22 protein-coding genes are annotated in these 22,469 nt (G+C 41.0%); 9 read left to right on the top strand and 13 right to left on the bottom strand.

Features of this window, described 5'->3' with window-relative positions:
- Complete coding sequence (locus tag ACPPVU_RS02005) at positions 1–372, bottom strand: HU family DNA-binding protein (RefSeq protein WP_426670021.1); 372 nt, start codon at positions 370–372, stop codon at positions 1–3.
- A 106-nt stretch (positions 373–478) separates the two neighbouring features.
- Here ACPPVU_RS02005 and mutY point away from each other — a divergent pair, with 106 nt between their 5' ends.
- Both mutY and ACPPVU_RS01995 read left to right on the top strand, forming a co-directional pair.
- Entirely contained in the window at positions 479–1,525 is a 1,047-nt protein-coding gene (gene mutY, locus ACPPVU_RS02000; RefSeq protein WP_426670020.1) for an A/G-specific adenine glycosylase, read from the top strand.
- A 25-nt stretch (positions 1,526–1,550) separates the two neighbouring features.
- Entirely contained in the window at positions 1,551–1,979 is a 429-nt protein-coding gene (locus tag ACPPVU_RS01995) for a single-stranded DNA-binding protein (RefSeq protein WP_426670019.1), read from the top strand.
- A 163-nt stretch (positions 1,980–2,142) separates the two neighbouring features.
- On the opposite strand, the gene ACPPVU_RS01990 is transcribed toward ACPPVU_RS01995, so the two are convergent.
- The gene (locus tag ACPPVU_RS01990; RefSeq protein ID WP_426670018.1) at positions 2,143–4,341 is read right to left on the bottom strand and encodes a DPP IV N-terminal domain-containing protein; all 2,199 of its coding nucleotides are present in this window, start codon (positions 4,339–4,341) and stop codon (positions 2,143–2,145) included.
- 101 nt (positions 4,342–4,442) lie between these two features.
- Between ACPPVU_RS01990 and ACPPVU_RS01985 the strand changes: the two genes are divergently transcribed.
- Complete coding sequence (locus ACPPVU_RS01985; RefSeq protein ID WP_426670017.1) at positions 4,443–5,975, top strand: serine hydrolase; 1,533 nt, start codon at positions 4,443–4,445, stop codon at positions 5,973–5,975.
- Positions 5,976–6,210: 235 nt separating this feature from the next.
- Here ACPPVU_RS01985 and ACPPVU_RS01980 read toward each other — a convergent pair whose 3' ends face one another.
- The 11 genes from ACPPVU_RS01980 to ACPPVU_RS01930 all read right to left on the bottom strand — a co-directional run bounded on the left by ACPPVU_RS01980 (position 6,211) and on the right by ACPPVU_RS01930 (position 14,433).
- Positions 6,211–6,570, bottom strand: a complete 360-nt coding sequence (locus ACPPVU_RS01980) for a hypothetical protein (protein WP_426670016.1) — start codon at positions 6,568–6,570, stop codon at positions 6,211–6,213.
- 1 nt (position 6,571) lies between these two features.
- Complete coding sequence (locus tag ACPPVU_RS01975; RefSeq protein ID WP_426670015.1) at positions 6,572–6,886, bottom strand: hypothetical protein; 315 nt, start codon at positions 6,884–6,886, stop codon at positions 6,572–6,574.
- 393 nt (positions 6,887–7,279) lie between these two features.
- Positions 7,280–7,588 carry a hypothetical protein gene (locus tag ACPPVU_RS01970; protein ID WP_426670014.1) on the bottom strand — a complete coding sequence of 103 codons (309 nt, stop codon included), beginning with the start codon at positions 7,586–7,588 and terminating at the stop codon, positions 7,280–7,282.
- Between the two features lie 63 nt (positions 7,589–7,651).
- Positions 7,652–7,972 carry a low molecular weight protein tyrosine phosphatase family protein gene (locus ACPPVU_RS01965; RefSeq protein ID WP_426670013.1) on the bottom strand — a complete coding sequence of 107 codons (321 nt, stop codon included), beginning with the start codon at positions 7,970–7,972 and terminating at the stop codon, positions 7,652–7,654.
- A 7-nt stretch (positions 7,973–7,979) separates the two neighbouring features.
- Positions 7,980–8,828, bottom strand: coding sequence for a hypothetical protein (locus tag ACPPVU_RS01960; RefSeq protein ID WP_426670012.1), 849 nt, complete (start codon positions 8,826–8,828; stop codon positions 7,980–7,982).
- Between the two features lie 15 nt (positions 8,829–8,843).
- Complete coding sequence (locus ACPPVU_RS01955; protein ID WP_426670011.1) at positions 8,844–9,512, bottom strand: hypothetical protein; 669 nt, start codon at positions 9,510–9,512, stop codon at positions 8,844–8,846.
- A gap of 63 nt (positions 9,513–9,575) precedes the next feature.
- Positions 9,576–10,121, bottom strand: a complete 546-nt coding sequence (locus tag ACPPVU_RS01950) for a hypothetical protein (protein ID WP_426670010.1) — start codon at positions 10,119–10,121, stop codon at positions 9,576–9,578.
- Between the two features lie 20 nt (positions 10,122–10,141).
- Positions 10,142–11,452: an amidohydrolase gene (locus tag ACPPVU_RS01945; RefSeq protein ID WP_426670009.1), complete on the bottom strand. Its 1,311-nt coding sequence runs from the start codon at positions 11,450–11,452 to the stop codon at positions 10,142–10,144.
- A gap of 89 nt (positions 11,453–11,541) precedes the next feature.
- On the bottom strand, positions 11,542–12,003 hold the full coding sequence (locus tag ACPPVU_RS01940; RefSeq protein ID WP_426670008.1) for an FKBP-type peptidyl-prolyl cis-trans isomerase: 462 nt from the start codon (positions 12,001–12,003) through the stop codon (positions 11,542–11,544).
- 43 nt (positions 12,004–12,046) lie between these two features.
- Positions 12,047–13,792 (bottom strand): aspartate--tRNA ligase, encoded by a 1,746-nt coding sequence (gene aspS / locus ACPPVU_RS01935; protein WP_426670007.1) that lies wholly within the window; start codon positions 13,790–13,792, stop codon positions 12,047–12,049.
- 152 nt (positions 13,793–13,944) lie between these two features.
- The gene (locus ACPPVU_RS01930; RefSeq protein ID WP_426670006.1) at positions 13,945–14,433 is read right to left on the bottom strand and encodes a hypothetical protein; all 489 of its coding nucleotides are present in this window, start codon (positions 14,431–14,433) and stop codon (positions 13,945–13,947) included.
- A gap of 368 nt (positions 14,434–14,801) precedes the next feature.
- Here ACPPVU_RS01930 and ACPPVU_RS01925 point away from each other — a divergent pair, with 368 nt between their 5' ends.
- The 6 genes from ACPPVU_RS01925 (at position 14,802) to ACPPVU_RS01900 (ending at position 22,414) form a co-directional block, all read left to right on the top strand.
- Positions 14,802–17,189: a TonB-dependent receptor gene (locus ACPPVU_RS01925; RefSeq protein ID WP_426670005.1), complete on the top strand. Its 2,388-nt coding sequence runs from the start codon at positions 14,802–14,804 to the stop codon at positions 17,187–17,189.
- Between the two features lie 236 nt (positions 17,190–17,425).
- Positions 17,426–18,088, top strand: a complete 663-nt coding sequence (gene pnuC / locus ACPPVU_RS01920; protein WP_426670004.1) for a nicotinamide riboside transporter PnuC — start codon at positions 17,426–17,428, stop codon at positions 18,086–18,088.
- A gap of 9 nt (positions 18,089–18,097) precedes the next feature.
- Complete coding sequence (locus tag ACPPVU_RS01915; RefSeq protein WP_426670003.1) at positions 18,098–19,213, top strand: acyl-CoA dehydrogenase; 1,116 nt, start codon at positions 18,098–18,100, stop codon at positions 19,211–19,213.
- A gap of 82 nt (positions 19,214–19,295) precedes the next feature.
- Entirely contained in the window at positions 19,296–20,996 is a 1,701-nt protein-coding gene (gene pafA, locus ACPPVU_RS01910) for an alkaline phosphatase PafA (protein ID WP_426670002.1), read from the top strand.
- Between the two features lie 105 nt (positions 20,997–21,101).
- Entirely contained in the window at positions 21,102–21,725 is a 624-nt protein-coding gene (locus ACPPVU_RS01905) for a thiamine phosphate synthase (protein WP_426670001.1), read from the top strand.
- Between the two features lie 119 nt (positions 21,726–21,844).
- Positions 21,845–22,414, top strand: coding sequence for a thiamine pyrophosphokinase (locus ACPPVU_RS01900; RefSeq protein ID WP_426670000.1), 570 nt, complete (start codon positions 21,845–21,847; stop codon positions 22,412–22,414).
- Positions 22,415–22,469 lie beyond the last annotated feature (55 nt).

The following is a 22,469-nucleotide window of genomic DNA, read 5'->3' as shown; positions in this document are numbered from 1 at the left end:
TTATTTAGCTGCTTTTGTAGTTTTGTTACCTGATCTTACTTTCTCAACAAAAGTTTTTGCAGGTTTAAAACTTGGAACAAAATGCTCAGGAATAATTATAGCAGTGTTTTTTGAAATATTACGCGCTGTTTTTTTCGCTCTTTTTTTCACTACGAAGCTGCCGAAGCCTCTCACATACACATTCTCGCCACCAACCATTGAGGTTTTAACAACTTTGAAAAAAGCCTCTACAGTTTCTTGAACGTCTACTTTCTCGATACCTGTCTTAGAAGAGATCTCAGCTATAATTTCTGCCTTAGTCATATCAGATTTTCTTTGTTTAATTATGTAATTACTTAACTGTTTTGGGGTTGCAAAAGTATTGGTTTCCAACCAAAGATTAAAATAATTGGTCGATTTTTTTTATTGAATACGTAATTAGTACATAAACGTTACAATTATCATCTAATTGCCCCGTCTGCACATTACATTTGACCAGATGGATCTATCGAACGAATTGATACAGTGGTACCTTAAAAACAAAAGAGAACTACCCTGGCGCAACAGTACCGACGCTTATGTAATATGGCTCTCAGAAATTATTTTGCAACAGACACGTGTTGAACAGGGGATGCCCTATTTTCATCGTTTTATTGAAAAATATCCGGATGTGCAGTCATTCGCGGCCGCGGATGAGGGTGATATACTAAACTTATGGCAGGGCCTGGGCTATTATTCCCGCGGAAGAAACATGCTGAAAACGGCGCGGCAAGTGGTTGAAAAATTCAACGGGGTGTTTCCTGTAGATTACCTTCAGTTGACCGATCTGAAAGGCATTGGTGAATATACAGCCGCTGCTATTTCTTCATTCGCTGCAAATGAGGCCAGGGCGGTAGTCGATGGAAACGTTTTCAGAGTACTGGCACGATATTTCGGCATCAGTGAACCCATCAATAGCACAAAAGGAAAAAAGCTCTTCCAGGGCATTGCAAACGATTTGCTGAGCAAAGAACATCCCGGACTGCATAACCAGGCCATGATGGAATTTGGAGCAATGCTTTGCAAACCTAAAAATCCAGATTGCGGAATATGCCCGGTAAGAGAAGGTTGCTATGCGCTTAAACACGGCATGATAAACAGCTTACCTCAAAAGCTAAAAAAACTCAAAATAAAAGAGCGCTACTTAAATTATCTGCTCATCACCGATGGCGATAACATTTTAATGAATAAACGTGATGAAAAGGACATTTGGGCAAACATGTATGACCTTCCGTTGTTTGAAACTCAGGAGCGTTTACCATCGGAAGAAGTCATCATATTGCCCCCCGTTAAAGAGTATTTCGGAGAAAATGTCCGGATCATTAATACCTTCCCTGTAAAGAAACACATACTTACACATCAACATTTGCATGCACAGTTTATACATATAGAAAATAAACCAATTAAATTAGAACAAAAATGGTTTTACACTAACGTAAATAATTTAGAAAAATTGGCCATGCCGAAAATCATTTTTATATTTCTAAATAATTTATTTAATTTGTAAATAAATTCTCTTTATAATTTAAATCATGTCTGGTATAAATAAAGTTATTTTGATCGGCCATTTAGGCAAAGATCCTGAAATGCGTTACCTGGAAGGCGGAGTGTCTGTTACCAGTTTCCCGCTTGCTACTTCAGAAACTTTTAATAAGGATGGCCAAAAGGTGGAGCAAACCGAATGGCACAACATTGTGATGTGGCGCGGTTTGGCTGATGTGGCCGGCAAATTTCTGCAGAAAGGCAAACTGGTTTACATTGAGGGAAAACTCAGGACCCGTTCTTTTGAAGACAAAGAAGGCATTAAAAAATATACAACCGAAATAGTTGCTGAGAACTTTACCATGCTGGGTCGTAAAAGCGATTTTGAACCTGATGGCAACTCGCGTCAAACAGGAAAGGGATCAACCAACGGTGATACTTTCCACAATAATACAACCGGCGACGATCTTCCATTTTAAATCCCCTAAACCCTATCAAAAAAGCCCCCGATAAATAAATATCCAGGGCTTTCGTTTTAAGTAATATCGAACACCAAATGTTGAATTTCGAATGATGAAGTATTTAATCAATACATACTTCATCATTCGGCGTTCGATGTTAATTATTCGATATTTTAGCGATCTATCTTCCTCCCGGAGGGCAATGATCTTTCAAATATTGAGTAAACAAGGTATGCAAATGCAGTGTAGTACCCTCGCCCTCAAATATACCATGTGAACGATTTGGGTAAGACATTAGCTGAAACTGCCTGTTGTATTTGATCAGCTCGTTGATCAGCAATTCGGCATTCCTGTAATGCACATTGTCATCACCTGTGCCGTGTATGTACAATAAATTACCACGCAAATTTTTAGCATAAGTTACAGGTGATCCTTTGATGAACGGCTCACGACCGGCTGCATCGGTAGGTACGCCCATGTAGCGCTCCTGGTAAATATTATCGTATGATAATTGCCATCCTACTGCTGCCACAGCGATACCTGTTTTATAAATTTCCGGGTATTGGAACATCAGGTTAAGGGTAGAAGAACCGCCTCCACTCCATCCGTGTACGGCAACGCGGGTTGAGTCAACAAAAGACCATTTCATGATCTCTTTGGCAGCCATAGCCTGGTCGCGGATGTTGATGATACCGATACTTTTGTAAACTGACTTGCGCCATGCAGCTCCTTTTGGTGCAGGTGCGCCGCGTCCCTCAACAGACATGTAGATATAACCGTCATCGGCCATGCTGCCTACATATAAGCCATTACGGCCTATGCCATAAGTGTCAGTAACTGTTTGTCCGGCAGGCTCGCCATATACTGTAAATACAACGGGGTATTTCTTTGTCGAATCAAAATGTGTTGGTTTTACCATCCATCCGTCCATTTCAGTACCGTCAACAGTTTTAACTTTAAAGAATACCGGTTTATTTTTTGCACCCTGGTTTACTGCCATAGGAGCACCGCTTATGTGCTTATTATCCGGCAGGCTCACCACCTCATTTTGAGCCATTGTATAGCTGTTTGAGAAACTGTGCATCGCTATCTTTCCATTTGGAGAGATGTTATAATTATGAGTACCCGGCAAGTTCGTCGGGGTTAACCTTTCAGGATTTTTGCTTGAGCCATTCAGCTTTACACGGAAAAGATATTTTTGAGTAGCATTGTCAGGTGATGCTGTAAAATAGACATATCCATCCGCCTCATCAATGCAATTAAGCCTGATCATATCGTAATTACCTTTAGTGATCAGGGTCTCTTTGCCGTCGGTTGATATTTTGTAGATATGGCGCCATCCGTCTTTCTCACTCACCCAAATGAATTCCTTGCCGCTTTTCAGCCAGTCCCAACCAACAGGGTTGCCTTCATTCCAGCGGGCTTTTCCGTCTATCCAGGCTTTATCATTCTCCTGGTGTATTACGTGCGCGGCGCCGTTTGATACATTGCCCACAAATATTTTGCTCTCGTTTTGAGCACGGTTCAGTTGCTCCAGTATGATCTCGTTCGAATTGGTTGTCCACTCCATACGTGGTATGTAGTGCTGTACATTATCGCCCGGAACATCGATCCAGGTTGTTTTTGCAGTACTGATATCTACCACACCCACTTTACATGAGCTTGGATCTTCACCAGCAACCGGGTATTCTACCGGAACGTTGTATGGATATATTGAATCTGTAGTATTCAGCATCAGGTAGTTTTTGATCTTGCGGGCATCAATCTGCCAGTAGGAGATCAGCTTGCTATCAGGCGACCAGCGGAAACCATCGCGGCAATCAAACTCTTCTTCATAAGCCCAGTCGAAAGTGCCGTTGATCAGCCTGGAAGTACCATCAGTGGTCAAAGGCTTAATGCTTCCTGTTGCCAGGTCTTCTACATAAATATTATGCTCGCTCACATAGGCAGCCTTGGTACCGTCAGGTGACAACTTAGCAAACATTAATGAGGATACAGGTTTGCCTACACCTATTTGCTTCAGCGTTTTAGCAGCCATATCATATACCCAATAATCTCCTTTCGTATTGTAACGCCATACCCTTTTGGTATTAGTGAAGAGCATTACTTTACTTCCATCATCAGAAAATGAAAAACTACTTACTGCTAAAAGAGATTTTCCCTGCGGGGTAAGCATTTCTTTTGTTACGATAGCTGTTTTCTTTGCCGAGTCGCGGGTATCAAATTCAACTATGCCCTCACCCGGCATGTTGCGATAGTACTGATACCCGTCTTTTGCCCAATTAACGCCGCCGCGCTGGGCTTTTGCCTTGTTCTGAAAGCAGAACATCAAGGCAAGGGTCACGAGAATAACCCCCGAGTAATAAAACCTGGTTTTCATTTAAATTAAATTAGTGTTCAGTAAATTGAGATTTGTTGTATCCAATCAATAAATTTGGGGCCGAATCAATGATCAAATACCGCGCAAATTAATAATTCCGCATGAAAAAGCTATATCTCGTTATAATTGTCCTTACAATCGTTACATCGCTTTCAAAGGCGCAGGGAGTAAACCGCAGCAAGTTTATTTCTGACAGCCTGGATGTATATGTCAGCCGTGCTCTGACCAACTGGCGCATACCCGGTGCCGCCGTATGTATTGTTAAAGATGGCAAGGTGGTAATGATGAAGGGCTATGGCATGAAAGAGCTGGGCCTGAATAATAAAGTTGATGAAAATACGCTGTTCATGATCGGCAGCAATACCAAAGCCTTTACAGCTACAGCGATAGCCATGCTGCAAACACAGGGTAAGCTTTCGCTGGATGATAAAGTGACCAAATACATTCCGACATTCAAACTCGACAATAAGTATGCGAACGAAGAAGCCGATATACGCGACTTGCTTTGCCACAGAATAGGTTTCCGTACATTCCAGGGAGATTTTACCTTTTATAATACTGATCTCACCCGCGACCAGGTGATTGAGAAAATGAGCCATGTCAAGGCTGCTTATCCATTCCGTACCAAATGGGGATATACTAATTCGGCTTTCCTTACCGCAGGGCAGATCATACCAAAAGTAACCGGCAAGCCCTGGGAGATATTTTTAAGAGAAAACATATTTGCCCCGCTGGGGATGATGAACACATTGGCGCTTACTGCTGATATTAGCAAATCATTGAACCGTGCCGTTCCTCATACCTTTATAAACGGACAGCTTACCGCTATACCTTATTGCCAGATAGATGGACTTGCACCGGCTGGCGCCATCAGCTCATCAGTAAATGATATGAGCAAATGGGTATTGGCCTTGCTAAACGACGGTAAAGTAGGCGCCAGGCAGGTAATACCCGAAGCAGCAATTAAAGCAACACGTGAGCCGCAGGATATTGTTGGGGAGGTAACACACATGAATGGTGAGTCCGATTATGAGCTTTATGGCCTGGGCTGGTTCTTAGAGACTTACCAAAATCATAACATTGTAATGCATACAGGTGGTGTAAATGGCTATGTTTCTTCGGTTACACTTGTACCAAAAGAACATTTAGGCATTATCATATTAACTAATACCGATGTCAATTCATTTTACGAGGCTTTGAAATGGGATATTATGGATGTTTATTTTAAACAGCCATTTAGTAATTATAGCGATAAATATCTCGCGCGTTCCAAATCACGACAGGATGTTGAACAGCAAAAGGATAAAAAGTTACGTGATAGCGTTGCTCTTAATCGCCCGCCAATGTTATTAGCAGGGCAATACACCGGCAAATATGCCAATGATCTTTATGGTACTATGACTATTACTCAAGGCTTAAACAATGACCTTGAGATGCGTTTTGAACATCACCCTAAAATGTTTGCCCATTTACAACCGTTAGGTGGCAATCGTTTTTACGTTACTTTCTCTGATCCGACATTTGGTAAAGCAGTTTTCCCTTTTACAGTTGAAAACGGTAAAGTAACAAGTGTGCGGGTAAAAGTGGCGGATTTTGTTGAATATGATCCTTACGATTTTAAGAAGGTCCAATAGATTATTGTTTATGCAATGTGTCTAAGTTTTTGACGATCAGTGAAGTAAATAAAAAAACCCCCTTTCACTCGCTGATTGGGGGTTTTTACCTAAACCTTATCACATTGTAACAATGATGTTACTTTGTAGCCACAAATATATATAAAATATTTGTTTTTAAGTCATTGTGTAATTGCGACGCGAAAATTTTTTTTTATATATTATCAATTAATTAAAGTTCTTGTTTTTCGACATTTTATATCCTATAAGGCTTGTTCATTATCTTATAGAAAAATATCCCCCCTGCTGTATATAAAAAAAAATCAAGCCAGTCGCCGGTGTAAGTTTTTGATATATAAGGAAGTAGCCCTTCAAAGAGCAATGTTACATAGATAATGATGAAGATCACGTGCCAGGGCGCCAGTACATAATAATCGTTTTTTATCATAAATACCCGTTGAAACCACAGCCCCAGATTGGCTATAACGGGTATGGCCACAGCATCATTTATATAGCCATTTAATACAGGTATTGGATGGCCGAGCTTTCTCATACTTATTACAATCAACCAGGTTAAACAGCCTGCAATAAACCATCCGTTGAGTAACGTTTTCATTTTAAGCAGCCATTAAACTTAGCAATACCAGCAGCAGGGTGATGAATATAAAAAAGGCGATCTCCAAATAATATACTGCCCAGCGGAATGAATTAAAAAAGCGTTTTACCCTGCGTTTAAAAAGGCCGTCGCCGGGCTTAATTGCAAAGTAATCGTTTTCCTTTTTTACTTCATCAGCGATCTTCTTTTCGATTTCACGCGAGAACCGTTGAGGTTCGAGGAACTCGTCACAATAAAGGCATCTGTCATCCACACTGCCGTTCCATAAAGTCCACTTGCCGCAGTGCGGGCACTTTATTTCACTAACCTGGCTCATAATTGGTACTAAGACTCAAAGATAAAGAAAATAGGATTGTGGTATTTACCGACAGACGGATTGGTTAAGGCAGAAACGGTTGGCATTCGCTTCTTATAAAAAAATTAGCCGGGCTATTATACCCCGACTAACATGAAATTTAATTAACCAAACAAACAATAACTTTTAACTGATATATCAAAGCTATTTTTATCTGGGTTTTTATTCAAATAGAATATACTAACATATTAACATTCAGTACAATGTAATACGCGTTTATAATTTTATGGATAACTGAACTCTTACACTGCCACAAACAGAAACACTATCGCCAGAAAGCGAAGAATAGAAATGAAAGGACGTAATATGATATAGACAATCGAAGGATTGTTTAATGAAGGCAGTGAAAGACTATTAAGCAGCGATCAAACCTACAATGAATATGACGCTTGCTACAAAGATGAAAAACAGCATCACCATGTAATATGCGGTCCACCTCACAGAATTTACGAAAAGTTTGAAAATTTGAGTGAGGGTTTCGTCGCTATCCTTTATTTCAAGGTAATAATTTACCCTGCGGGCTGCATCTATTTTTTTAACCTCTTCGTGTGCAACACGCTCGGGTTCAAGATATTCATTACAACTAGCACACTTGGCGTCAACCATCCCGGTCGACTGATTCCATGCGCCACATTCGGGGCATTTGATTTCATTAACACTCATAATTGATGGCTTATACTCAAATATAAGCAAAAAACAAGCCACATTATCAAATTAATTAGGAGATTATTTCTGCAGATAATCAGCCAAACTAAGCTTCAATATGTCAATTAGTTCGGCATCGCCAAACTGGTAATCATCCGCCATATCGAGCACGATGATAGTTTGATCCGCAAAATTAAAACGCTGCCTGATGATATCGCGATGCTTGCCTTCCATTACAAATATCACATCGGCCCAATCAATAATTTTCTGGCTTACCTTAATCCGCGCCTTATCGCTTGTCCCTGCCGAACGGGCCGTATGTATTGGATGATCCTTAAATAATAGTTCTGCAGTAGGACTGCGCCATTGATTTTTACTGCATATAAATAGGAGGTTGGACAAGCGATAATTAATTTTTCTTTGGGGGTTCCTTTTTCTGCGATTCCTGTATCCGTTTCATCGCTGCCATAGTTATAATAACCAATTTGTCTGTTTTACAATCCCAAATAGAAAAATAATCCGGTGATCCAACATAATGCTGTGACCATTTGGTGAATTTTTCATAAAGTAATAATGTACATACATCTGTACTGGTCATAAAATCACCTGTTTCAGCCAGGTGTGTGTGAAATGAAATAGTCCCGGTAGTATCCTTATCGGTATACACCGGGATAAGATTTTTATGCAGCCTTTTTTTATTGATAATGTTATTATCCTTATCAAAGTTTATCAGGTAATCATTGCCGAAAATAACCACGCCATTCACGCTTGTCCCTGTCAGTATATATACTTTTTTGATGTTGTTATTGATAATCGGTATCAGGTTCAAACTGGTATTATCATAATGCCTGAAAAATGTGTCTTTGTCCATCTCTTTGAGAGCAGTTTGCCGTATGGTGTATAAATTACGTTCAATAGCATTAAAGCTCCGGCTAATGGTATCCAGTTTATAATTCTTAGCTTCAAGATCATATCCAAACGAAATAGTAGACAATACTTTCGGATCAGTGCCCTCAGAGAAAAAAATGTTGATTAAGCCATTGCCATTGTCGTATGATAAATAGCCCGTTGACAGGGATTGCATACTCGTACATTTTTCCCTGAAAACATCTGTACCATTCCACGAAGCCCATTCAGACATGTAAAGCCGCATACCTTCGTTATAAATGCTATCTGCAATTTTATTTAAGTCTTTCTCCTGTGCAAACACAGTTGAGCAGGTAAAAATTAGCAACAAAAGAATGATAATTGCTTTCATATTATTAGTCTTGTATCAGTTTTGTCCGTTAAAAAACACTAATTTCAAAATAATCCAACTTATAAAACAACATATACCTATATAAAAAATGATTCGGCCATGCTTCCTGTCGTTGTCATTATAAGCATATATCTGTTCACCATTGGGCAATGTCTTTTTATGAGATGATAGATGCCAGCCGATAAAAATACCGAGAACTCCCCCCATAACAGCAAAAAAATATCCAAGATACCTCCAGGTGGTTTCTTGCTCTTCGGGCTGTCTTAATTCATTTAAACGAGATTCACTAATAACAGCCAGCTTTACGATGTCTACATCAACTCCCCGCTCAGTAAGGATCTTTTTGGCAAGTTCATGATCAAAACTGCTCCATTCATCTTCTTTTTCAAGTATTTCGGTTAGCTCGTCATTTGTGAAATCAAACAGGTAATAATCCCTCTCAACATCATTGATGTATTGATCATCCCGTTCTTTTAAAAGCTGGTTTACCCTGATAAAATCATCGGCGTTAATTCTAACATAGTAAACTTTGGTTAGTTCGTTATTAATGGCTGTTAAAGTATTAATCGCTACGAGTTCCTCTTCCACCTCATAGGCGACTTTGTTGTCGACTAACAGATCAACAAGACTTTCTGCCAAAGCGGGATCATTAAATTGCTGAAAGGTCAGGAAATTGACACTCATTATTCTGATAAGTTGATAGGTTTAGAACGAAGAATTTGTCTTGGATGTTATTTACACTGGCAATTATAACCCTTTGCGCGCCATCCATACCTGGCTTTTGATCAGCCAGTGGCCGCCAACCATCCTGAATACGAAGGTAAAAGCGCCATCCTCTTCAAAATGATTTTCTTTGATTGAACCGGAATATTCCACAGGTACCACTACATAAATACTTTCATCGGTTTGCAGGTAAACGTTAATCGACCCTATTTTACCTTTGAATCCTTTTAATTTAAAGTCCTTACAGGTTTTTTCAACAGTGCTTACCCACTGAACACCTGCGGTGGGGCCGTTCCATGAAAATGGGGGTTCTTCATCAGCAATGACAGCGTTTGGAGTATAAAGATTGGCCACTGCATCAATATCAAAAGTACCGGAAGCTTTTACAACCGTGTTAATAATATCCATTACCGCATTTCGATTCGCCGCTGAGTCAACAATTTTAAAGCCCGTATTTGAGTAATATGATGATGCAGATATGCCACTGCTATTTTTCGCATAGCTGATTTGCCCAAAAAACATGGCCGCAGCTATGTTTAAATATAGAATAGTTAAAAATCGCTTACTCATAAAGGTTATTCGCAAATGTATTAATATTTACCTTTCTCATCCATATAATCTAAAGCTAAGTTACATAAAGCTTTAACACCTAATGCAAATCCGCTCTCATCTATATAAAAATCAGGTGTATGATGTGATGGCGCAGTTTGCGGATTCCCGCCTTTAGGCATCCCCCCTAAAAAGAAAAATATACCCGGCACCTTTTCTTCATAAAAACTGAAATCCTCCGCACCGGTTACAGGAGGCCTCAGCATCACATTGTCCATCCCGGCAGTTTGTTGTAAGGTTGGCAACATCTTTTCGGTCAATTCCGGATCATTATAAGTAACCGGGTAATGTGAACTATAAGGGATTTTTACTTCCGCTATAGCGCCCTGAGCCTCGGCAGTTTTTGTTGCGATCTGTTTTACCCGTGCTATCAGCAACTGCTCATCTGCATGCGTGAACGCGCGCAATGTGCCCAGCATCTCCACTTTTTCAGGGATGATATTTGATCTGTTACCCCCGTTTATTGCCCCTATAGTTACCACAGCAGCATTTTCCGTCACATTGATATTCCTGCTTACGATAGTTTGCAGATTGTTGATGATCTGTGCAGAAACAACGATAGGGTCAATACCCGACCACGGATATGCGCCATGTGCTGAACGTCCTTTTACAATAATCTGCACGTCGTTTATACCGGCCATTGCTCCGCCGGGACGATAACTGATCTTGCCCACTTCGGTTTGTGAATTAATATGCAGCCCAAAGATGACATCAACCTTTGGATTTTCCAGCACGCCTTCTTTTACCATCTCTTCGGCCCCGCCTTTTTCACCGGGCAGTACACCCTCTTCAGCCGGCTGAAAAATGAACTTTACTGTACCGTGTAATTCACTTTTCATCGATGATAATATCTCTGCTACGGCCATAAGGATAGCCATGTGCGAGTCATGCCCGCAGGCGTGCATTACACCTGTCTCCCTGCCATTATACACGGTTGTTACTTTTGATGCAAACGGAACAGGGGTACGCTCAGTAACAGGCAGCCCGTCCATATCAGCACGCAGGGCCACAACCGGACCGGGTTTATCACCTCTCAATATGCCTACTACACCCGTAGTTGCTATTCCTGTTTTTACCTCCAAACCTAATGACTGCAAATGTTTAGCTATAATAGCTGACGTACGGAATTCGTGGTTACCCAGTTCCGGGTTTTGATGGAAATCCCTTCGCCATGCTACAACCTGGCTTTGTAACGAGTCTGCTTTTTTGTTTACTATAGTTTTTAAAGTATTGTCCTGCGCTAATGCAGGTACAGAGAAAACACATAATGCTAGCAGGTAAAGTCTTTTCATTAAAAAGGGATTTTTTACCGAATATAAAAATAAAAGGACGATTTAAATAAATCGCCCTTTATATCATTCAATAAAAGATCTGCTCTTTTCTAATTGTTAAAACCAGTAAGGTCAAACGTAAATATCAATACCGAATTAGCGGGTATACTTCCGCTTTTTGAATTCCCATAACCCAATGCAGATGGTATCAATAGTAATATTCTTCCACCGGTATTAATATGAGGTATCCCGATTTGCCAGCCTGTTATAAAACCCGACAACGGGTCATTAGGAATTGAATTGGAATCAAACACCGTTCCGTTTAGTAATTTACCTGTGTATTGGCCCGAAATCAACGAATTTTTAGTGGGATAAGCACCTGTTCCCGGTGTAATAATCTGGTAATAAAGCCCGGATGGGTCTTTTGTGGCTGTAATGTTATTAGCTTTAATGTAAGCTTGTATAGAAGCGTCATCAGCTGCGGCCTGCTTGACGGGGTCAAACGGTGTATCTTTTTTACAGGATGAAAACGCAGCAATAAATAAAACAAGTAATAGGATATATCTCTTCATGCACAAATAATTTTGATTGAATAACTTTCTTTTTCGAAGAAAATTATACCGTCGTCTTTATTTTCAACTCATTTAACTGTTCATCAGCAATGGTTGATGGCGAATCGATCATCACATCACGGCCTGAATTATTTTTAGGGAAAGCGATCACATCACGTATAGAATCCAACCCGGCGAAGATAGAACACAGACGGTCGAAACCAAATGCAATACCACCATGCGGCGGTGCACCATATTCAAAAGCATCCATCAGGAAGCCGAATTGTTTTTGTGCTTCTTCTTTACTGAAACCAAGATGCTTAAACATCAGGGCCTGCAAAGCACGGTCGTGGATACGTATTGAACCGCCACCTATTTCAGTTCCGTTGATCACCAGGTCATATGCATTAGCGCGTACATTCTTAGGATCAGTATCCAACATTGGGATATCCTCAGGCTTTGGCGAAGTGAACGGATGGTGCATAGCATGGAAACGGCCTGTTTCTTCATCCCACTCCAATAAAGGAAAATCAAGCACCCATAAAGGAGCAAACTGATCTTTATTGCGTAAGCCTAACTGGTTACCCATTTCTAAACGCAGCTCATTCAATTGCTTGCGTACTTTTTCTTCTTGTCCGGCTAACACCAGCATTAAGTCGCCTGCTTCTGCTTCAAAAGCTGCTGCCCAGTTGGTCAGCTCGTCTTCGTTATAAAATTTATCTACTGATGATTTTAAAGTACCGTCCGTATTGTAACGGCAATAAATTAACCCTGTAGCACCAATTTGTGGGCGTTTTAAAAACTCGGTCAGCTCATCAATTTGCTTGCGGGTATAAGCTGCACAGCCTTTAGCATTGATACCGACAACCAATTCAGCATTATCAAATATGCTGAAGCCTTTGCCTTTTACAATATCATTCAGCTCCACAAATTGCATCCCGAAGCGGATATCCGGTTTATCAGAACCGTATAAGCGCATCGCATCAGCATATTGCATGCGTGGGATAGGGTCCAAATGAATATTTTTAACTGTCTTGAACAGGTGTTTAGTCAACCCTTCAAAAATATGCAGGATATCTTCCTGCGTAATGAAAGCCATTTCGCAGTCTATTTGTGTAAACTCAGGCTGACGGTCAGCACGCAAATCCTCGTCCCTGAAACATTTTACGATCTGGAAATAACGGTCAAACCCGCTCACCATCAGCAACTGTTTAAAAGTTTGGGGTGATTGCGGTAGGGCATAAAACTCACCCGGATTCATACGGCTTGGCACCACAAAGTCGCGTGCACCTTCCGGCGTTGATTTGATCAACACGGGAGTTTCAACTTCGATAAAGTTGAGTCCGTCTAAATATTTACGCACTTCCTGTGCCATTTTGTGGCGAAGCACCAGGTTATTACGGATAGGGTTACGGCGTAAATCTAAATAGCGGTATTTAGCACGTAACTCCTCACCACCATCCGTTTCATCTTCGATCATGAACGGCGGAATTTTAGACTCATTTAATATCTCAAGCGCTTCAACAGCTATTTCGATTTCACCTGTAGGGATTTTGGTATTCTTACTGGTACGCTCAATAACTTTACCGCTTACTTTTATCACAAACTCACGGCCCAGGCTGCGGCTTTTAGTGCGCAGGTCGTCAGTAGTACCTTCGTTTAAAACAAGTTGGGTTAAACCATAACGGTCACGCACATCAATAAATGTGGTACCGCCCAAATCGCGTGATTTTTGCACCCATCCGCATAAGGTAACTGACTGGCCTAAATGGCTGATATTTAATTCGCCGCAGGTATGTGTTCGTAGCATAACTTGTGTATGTAAAAGTTTGCAAACTTACGTTTTTGAGGTGAAATGAGAAAGGTAAAGTTTAGGTTGGAGTACAAGGACAAGAAATAGAAAAGCGCAATTTTCATGACTGGCACAAACCAGTTAATATGGAAACTATTTTAAAAAATGAATTATCCCACTTCTATAAAAGGGCTTTTTCCGATTATTGCCTTTCTTCTAAACATTTCAACAGTCAATCCTTCATTTTCCTTTACAGCATCGTAGAATGTTTCAGGAACTATAATCATATCAACTGGTTTTAATAATTCTGCAATATCCTTTGTTAATTTTTTAAACTCATTTATTTGAGAATCATTTCTAAAAAAGAAATACCAATTTAGTAGATGATCAAATTTTACAAGGTTAGGATGGGGAAAATCTAATGATAAATTTTCCTTTTTCAACCAAGGAAAGTCTTCCTCATTCCACGAATTCGTGAAAAAGTAATCAGGCTTTTTATTCCAATAATTATCCAAGAATTTGATGTCCATGTTTGGATTAGTCCAAGCCCATTCACCGTTGATAATATCATTTGCAGTTGATTTTAAATAAAAAGGGAGTTCCAAAATCTCTTTCGGGCTTAATCCGTGTTCTATTAATGCGTATGTAATTTGTCCCATTAGGTATTGTCATTTATCGAATTTAAGCTTATAATTATACAAATCCGAAATCAAACATCCGAAATCCAATATCTAAACTTATATTTGCCCTATAATTCTCAAGGGGTGCCTTGCTTTGGTCGCAAAATAATCTGCAGGTTATTTTACCAAACTGAAAGACGGGCTGAGATCAAACCCATGCCCCCCGACCCCCTGAAGGGGGAGTTGATAGTCCTAAGGATTTCTTTGACTATTTACTCCTCCCCTTTAGGGGTCGGGGGCTACACCTGATCCGGGTAATGCCGGCGTAGGGAGAGGTAAAAAGTTAAGTGTACTGCGCATTCCAACCCTGGTGGGCAGATGGTTTAACAAGTTTTATTTAATTCATTTTGAAAAATTTATTCACGGCGCTATTCGCCTTGCTGTTGCCTGTCCTAGCCACGGCCCAACTTTCCATTTCGGGGAAAGTCACTGATCAAACGGGTGCACCATTGCCCGGCGCAACTGTCACTATTAATCCAGCCAATACTACTATTTCTGATGGAAACGGTAAGTACCAGCTCAGCAACGTGCCAAATGGCAATTACACTTTAAAGGTAACTTACATCGGCTATCTGCCTTTTGAAAAAGCAGTTGTACTGACTGTAAATACCATCCTTAATATTTCGCTTAATAACAGCACCACACTTACCGAAGAAATTACCGTAAGTGCTACACGGGCCTCCAATAATTCACCTACTGCGTTTACCAATCTTAGTAAAAAGGATATCGATAAAAATAATTCGGGTCGTGGGTTTGAGTATTTACTGGAGCAAACCCCATCAACGGTAGTTACCTCAAATGCCGGAGCAGGAGTTGGCTATACCAGTATCCGTATACGTGGTTCGGATGCTACCCGGACCAATGTGACGCTGAACGGTATCCCGATCAATGATGCTGAAGATCAGGGGGTTTATTTTGTCGACCTGCCCGACCTTGCTTCGTCTGTTGATAATATACAGGTACAGCGTGGTGTGGGTACATCTACTAATGGCGCCGGTGCATTTGGCGCAAGTATCAATATCCAAACTACCACCCGGCATGATACCGCCTATGCGGAATTGAATAATTCGGCCGGATCATACGGAACAGTTAAAAATACTGTGGCAGTAGGTACGGGTTTACTTGGCGGGCATTTTAGCTTTGATGGTCGTTTATCAAGAATGAACTCGGACGGATACATTGACCGGGCATTTTCGCATCTGAAATCTTACTTCTTAACTGGTGCTTATTATGGCAAAAACAGTGTGCTGCGGCTGAATGTATTTTCAGGTCATGAACAAACTTACCAGGCATGGGACGGTGTACCGCAAGATAGTGTAAACGCCGGGAACCGCAGATATAACGAATTGGGATACATCAACTCGAGCAACAGTTATTATAAAAACCAAACTGATAATTATACGCAGAACTATTACCAGCTACTTTACAATCAGCAGATTACCAGCAAGCTTTCGTTTAGCGGGGCCTTGCATTATACAAAAGGCTATGGTTATTATGAGGAATATAAAAATGCAGAGCCTCTTGCAAATTATGGCGTCACCCCGGTTGTGGTAGGTGGTAAAACCATTGACACAACAGACCTTGTAAGGCGTTTATGGTTGAATAACGATTTTTACGGCCTGACTTACAACCTAAATTATAAACCGGACGACAAATTGAATATGATCCTTGGCGGCGCTTATAATGAATACAAAGGTGCCCACTATAACAATATTGAATGGACACAGGAAAGCACCAACATCCCGCCTGATTATGAATATGAACGTGACAACGCTAAAAAAACCGATTTCAATGTTTTTGGCCGTGCCGAGTATCACACAGGCAAAGTGCTGCTTTACGGCGACATGCAATACCGCCATATTTATTATTCATTCTTAGGATTCAACGCGGCCCTGAACAGCGCGCAGCAATCGGTTGAACTGAATTTCTTTAATCCGAAAGTGGGTATTACTTATGAAATAGATCCGCATAGTAATGTTTATGCATCGCTTGCTGTGGGCAATCATGAGCCTAATCGCAGCGACTATACAGGATCATCGCCCCAGGACCGTCCTAAGCCGGAAAATCTGAAGGATCTTGAGGTCGGTTACCGTTTCAGCGGGCCAGCTTTTAGCGCCAGCATCAATGGGTTTTATATGCTTTACAAAAACCAGTTGGTGTTAACCGGAAAGCTTGACACCGTAGGTGAAGCTATCCGAACCAATATAAAAGACAGCTATCGTGCAGGTATCGAAGCCAGCGCAAAGGTAAAGATTGCCGAACCATTAAACTGGTCGATAAATGCAACCCTGAGCACCAATAAAGTAAAAAACTTCCCGCAGTATCTCCAAAACTATGATACCGGAACCCTGGACCTGGTGCAGTATAAGAAGACTGACATTGCTTATTCTCCCGATTTTGTCGGGTCGAGCGTAATCAGTTATCGCCTGGTAAAAAACGGCGAGGTCGCTTTTATCACCAAATATGTAAGCAGACAATATCTGGATAATACATCGACCCAAAGCAGATCCTTAGACGGATACCTGGTGAATGATGTTCGTCTGAATTATAATTTCAAGATAAAAGGTGTTAAGAATGTTGGCGTGGGTTTGCTGGTTAATAACATATTCAGCAAAAAATATCAGTCTGACGGTGCTACCTACCCGGATATTGAGGGCGGTAAGGTGGTTAACTATAATTATTTTTTCCCGCAGGCTCCGATCAATTTCCTGGCTTCTTTAAATCTTAAGTTTTAGGCGGAAAAATATCGGGTATGCTTAGGTCAAACTAAATAAAGATCCCTCTTTCCGCGCAGCGAAGAGAGGGTGGTCGATCCGACCTTAGGCGGAAACGACCGGGTGAGTAAATATAAAAGCGATATTAACGCTATGCATTACAGCAAGTTACTCACCCCGACTACGCTATGCTGGTCGGCCCTCTCTTCGCTGCGCGGAAAGAGGGCAAAACAAATTAATAGTTAAGTAAATCAGTAATGATGGATTTAAATCACTGGATACAACTCTTTTTAGAACAGGTTAAAGAAACCACGTTTTGGGAATGGGCTGCCGTATTGTTTAGTGTAGCTGAAGTATTGTTGGCCAAAGTAAACAATATATGGCTTTACCCAACAGGTATTGCAGGCACGTTTATCGGGATCTATATTTTAATGATCGCCGGTTTGTATGCAGAATCAGCCTTAAATGTTTATTATCTGGTGATGAGTATTTATGGGTGGGTACACTGGATAAAACGGCGGGATGAGCCACCGGTAACCATCACGTGGGCAACACGACGTGAATGGGTTATCACCTTACTTATCGTATTTGCCGGGTGGGCGATATTGTATGTACTGCTTAAAAAATTCACCACATCAAATGTGCCGGTGTGGGATGCCTGGGTATCATCGACAGCATGGGCTGGGATGTGGTTGCTGGCAAGGCGTAAACTCGAAAACTGGATATTGCTCAATATCTCTAATCTGTTTGCTATCCCGCTGTTGTGCTATAAACATCTTATCCTGTTTTCGGTGCTTACCCTGTTTTTATTTATTGTAGCATTCTTCGGATTCTTTGAGTGGCTTGCTATTTGGAAAAAGGAAAATGCCTCACCCCAACCCCTCTCCAAGGGAGAGGGGCTTGAAAAGGTAGTTTATTAAATTAATACAATGGAAAATACTATTCCACACCCTTCAAAGTTTATTGATGAAACTGATGTTTATAGCATTCGCAGTACAGCAGCTGAAGCCGAACAAATGGGTATGCTTCATCCGGAACAATTACGGGTAGTTTATAAAAATAAATGGTTTAAGCTACTAGTACCACAGGCTTATACCGGGTTGCAAATAACTCTGCCTGATTTGGTACGGTTGCAAGAGGCAATAAGCTGGACAGACGGCAGCACCGGTTGGGTAGTTACCTTGTGCAGCGGTGCTGGTTGGTTCGGCGGTTTTATATCTCCCGAAATTGCAGACCTGTTTAATGATCCTAAAGTTTGTCTTGCAGGGAGTGGTGCAGCAGGTGGCACAGCCGATATTACTGATACCGGATATATCATAAACGGCACCTGGAAATATGCCAGTGGTGCGCATCATGCTACACATATTACGGCTAATTGCATCATCAAAAAAAATGGAGAGCCTGTTTTGGATGATGGTGGCGAACCACTAATCCTGCCTTTTATATTTGATAAAAAGGATGTCAATACACTGCCTGCATGGAAATATATCGGCATGGTAGCTACCGGAAGCGATGCTTTTGAAATTAAGGGCCTTAAGGTTGCTAACAACCGGCAATTTAAGATCGATCCTCTAGCAGCAATTGTTCCGGAACCATTATATCAATATCCCTTTTTGCAATTGGCAGAAACGACATTGGCAGTTAACTTATCGGGTATCGCTATTCATTTTATGGATCTTTGTGAAGGCATCTTTCAGGATAAAATTAAACAGCCCAGGCTCACAGATGGACAAAAAGTTCTTTTAATTAAAAAACTGGACTGGTCGAAGAATAATATGAACCTGGCAAGGGAAAGGTTTTTTGAGGCAGTGGACCAATCATGGGATACTATTACAAAAGACAATGCGGTTTCTGATGAACAATTAAAAAGGGTTAGCATTACCAGTCGCAGGCTTGCTCAATTAGCCAGGGAAACTGTAGACAGGCTTTATCCTTTATGCGGATTAATTGCAGCAAGTACCGAAACAGAAATTAACCGTGCCTGGCGCGATTTGCATACTGCAAGCCAGCATGCATTGCTAACTTTTGCCGATCCCGAAACATAAACTTTAAATTGTCGTAACGCAAATATCACATTAGATTTTAATCACTTTGCAGATATTTGCGCCAAATAAAAATTGTTCCCTGATGAAGATCAAATACCTGCTGTTAACGTCGTTAGCTTTTGCCGCGCTGAATGTATCAGCCCAAACAAAAAAGAAAAAAACTACCGAAAATGTAATTCCTGCCAAAACTGCTGCTGAAGCAGTACAAAACACATCTGTGCCCCGCCCAAAACTGGTTGTAGGCATTGTTGTTGACCAGATGCGCTGGGATTACTTATACCGCTATTACGACCGTTACCAAAACAACGGTTTTAAACGCTTGCTGAATGAAGGTTTCAGCTGCGAAAATACGCTGATTGATTATATCCCGACGGTAACCGCTGCAGGACATACTTGTATTTATACCGGATCGGTACCTGCGTTAACTGGCATAGCTGGTAATGATTTTATTGTGCAGGCTACAGGGCAATCACTTTATTGCACCCGTGATACGTCGGTTAAGGCTGTCGGAAGTCCCCCGGCTTTAGAGGGACAAAACTCGCCGCGCAACCTGTTAACAAGCACTGTTACCGATGAACTTCGTTTGGCAACAAATTTCAGGTCAAAGGTAATTGGCATTGCACTTAAGGACAGGGGTGGTATTTTACCTGCAGGGCATACCGCCAATGCCGCTTATTGGTTCGAAGACAAAACCGGCAACTGGATAACCAGTACTTATTATATGAACGATCTGCCGCAATGGGTAAAGGATTTTAACGACCAAAAAATGCCGGAAACCTATTTAAAGCAAGACTGGATACCCGCTTATCCTATAGATTCCTACTTACAAAGCACACCTGATATCAGCCCGAGATACGAAGGTAAATTTAAGGGCACTGATACGCCAAGTTTGCCCGTAAAAACATCGGCATTATACAAGAACAATTTAGGTTTAATAAGATCAACGCCTTATGGTAATACCTTAACACTTGATATGGCGATAGCTGCCATCAATGGTGAAAAACTGGGTCAGGGCGATGCAACCGACTTCCTGGCGGTAAGCTTTTCATCTCCTGATTATGTTGGCCACCAATTCGGGCCAAACTCGGTTGAAATAGAAGACACCTACCTGAAACTTGACAGGGACTTTGCAACATTCTTTACCTATTTAGATGCTAAACTGGGTAAGGGGAATTATACAGTCTTCCTGACTGCCGATCATGGTGCAGCGCACAATCCAACTTTTTTAAATGATCATAATATCCCTGCCGGAATGTGGAACGGTGCTACAGTTAAAAGTGATCTGAATAAAATGCTGTTAAGTAAATATAAGGTAGAAAACCTTGTTCTTAGTCTGGGTAATTACCAGGTTAATTTCAACTATAAAGATATCAGGTATGCAAAGCTGGATGAAGAAGCATTAAAAAAGGATTGTATTGAGTTTTTGATGCAGCAAGCGGGCGTAGCTTATGCAGTGGACATGGCAAAAGCACAAACTGCCAATATCCCCGAAGATCTGCGTACACGTATTATCAATGGTTATAGTGTAGAACATAGCGGCACTATACAGATCATTTTAAAACCAGGATGGTATGATGCCTACAGCAAAACAGGTACTACACACGGCACCTGGAATCCCTATGATGCACATATCCCACTGGTATTTATGGGTTGGGGTATACCTCACGGTCACCTGAACCGCGAAACACATATGACCGACATTGCTGCAACTGTAGCTGCGTTATTGCATATACAGGCACCGAACGGATGTATAGGCAAGCCGATTGCAGAGGCGCTAAAATAGTCCGGAAGTCGGAAAGACGGGAAGTCCGAAAGATGGGAATTGAATTTTTTTAAACTTTAATAATACTTCCGGACTTTCAGACTTACGGTCTTCCGGACTATAACTATGAAAAAATACATATCTAAATTCCATTACCTCACCCAGGACCTGCCGCATAGAAGTCATATTGAACAGGTGCAGATCGCTTGCCAGGCCGGGGCAAACTGGATACAGTACCGCTGCCTTACCAAGGCTGATGATGAACTGGTAGATGAGATCAACGAGATAGCAGTAATTTGTGATGACTGGGGTGCCACACTTATTTTAACCAATCATTATGAATTATTGGACAGGGTGGATGCTCAGGGTGTACATATCGAAGATTTTGATGCTGACCTGATCACTATACGCAAACATATTGGCGATGATAAAACGTTGGGAGCATCAGCAACCAATATTGAAAATTTGTTGCAGGTACAAAATACGAGAGTGGTGGACTATTGTGGATACGGTCCTTTTGCGCATACCGATACTAAACCAAATAATAAACCCTTACTTGGGTTTCAGGGCTATCGCGAACTACAGAAGCATCCTATCGAAATACCGGTTATTGCTGTAGGTGGTATACAATTAAATGATATTGAACCTTTATTAGAAACAGGTGTATACGGTATAGCTGTATCGGGCGCTATCAACCTGGCAATTGATCCCGGAGCCGTTTTAAAAGAATTTTACCGTAAAATCTATTAGGAAAATTCCACTTTCATTATAAACTTTAAGGACTGATCACTAATCGCTGATTAACTGGTCACTAATACCAAACTATTTACTTAATTTTCTATTGTAAAACTAACATCTGAAATTAAGCCATGTCCTCGCATCACATTGTCCGCGAAAAACAGGAGCCTGCACTACTGGTGCTGGGTTTGGATAGTTTTCCGGCGGAATTACTGGGGCAATTGCTGGAATGGAATCCAACTGTTATAGCTACACAGCAAACTGCAAAATCATTGAATGACTATGGTATTAAAATAGACTGGATAATTACCAATGATTTACACAGCAATTTGCAATCAGATGTTAAGCAGATGCCGGTGGGGAATGACACAACGGCTGAAGCGGCTTTAAAATACCTGGTAACGCATAATTATCCCGCTGTGAATATTATAACAGATGAATTTCACTTAAAGGATTATTTGTTTTTTGTTGACAAGATCGATTTGGTGATCTTTTATGGTAATCAAAAAATTTATGCCGTTAATTCGGGTTTCAGTAAATGGAAACCTGCCGGGGATAAGATCGAAATATTGACCTATCCACATGATCTGCACTACCAGGGATTGGAACCCGTCGGAAAGCATAGTTTCAGGACCACTCATGATGGCTTTTTCAACCTGCGGTTTGAACAACCGTTTTTGTTCATTGCCGAGAGTATCTGAACATGTTTGTTACTAATCAGCCATTTCGTCAGAATTATTTAAAATTAACTGTTTG

Source organism: Mucilaginibacter sp. McL0603, assembly GCF_049992945.1.
Taxonomy (GTDB): domain Bacteria; phylum Bacteroidota; class Bacteroidia; order Sphingobacteriales; family Sphingobacteriaceae; genus Mucilaginibacter.
This window is presented reverse-complemented; position numbering and strand designations above follow the sequence as displayed.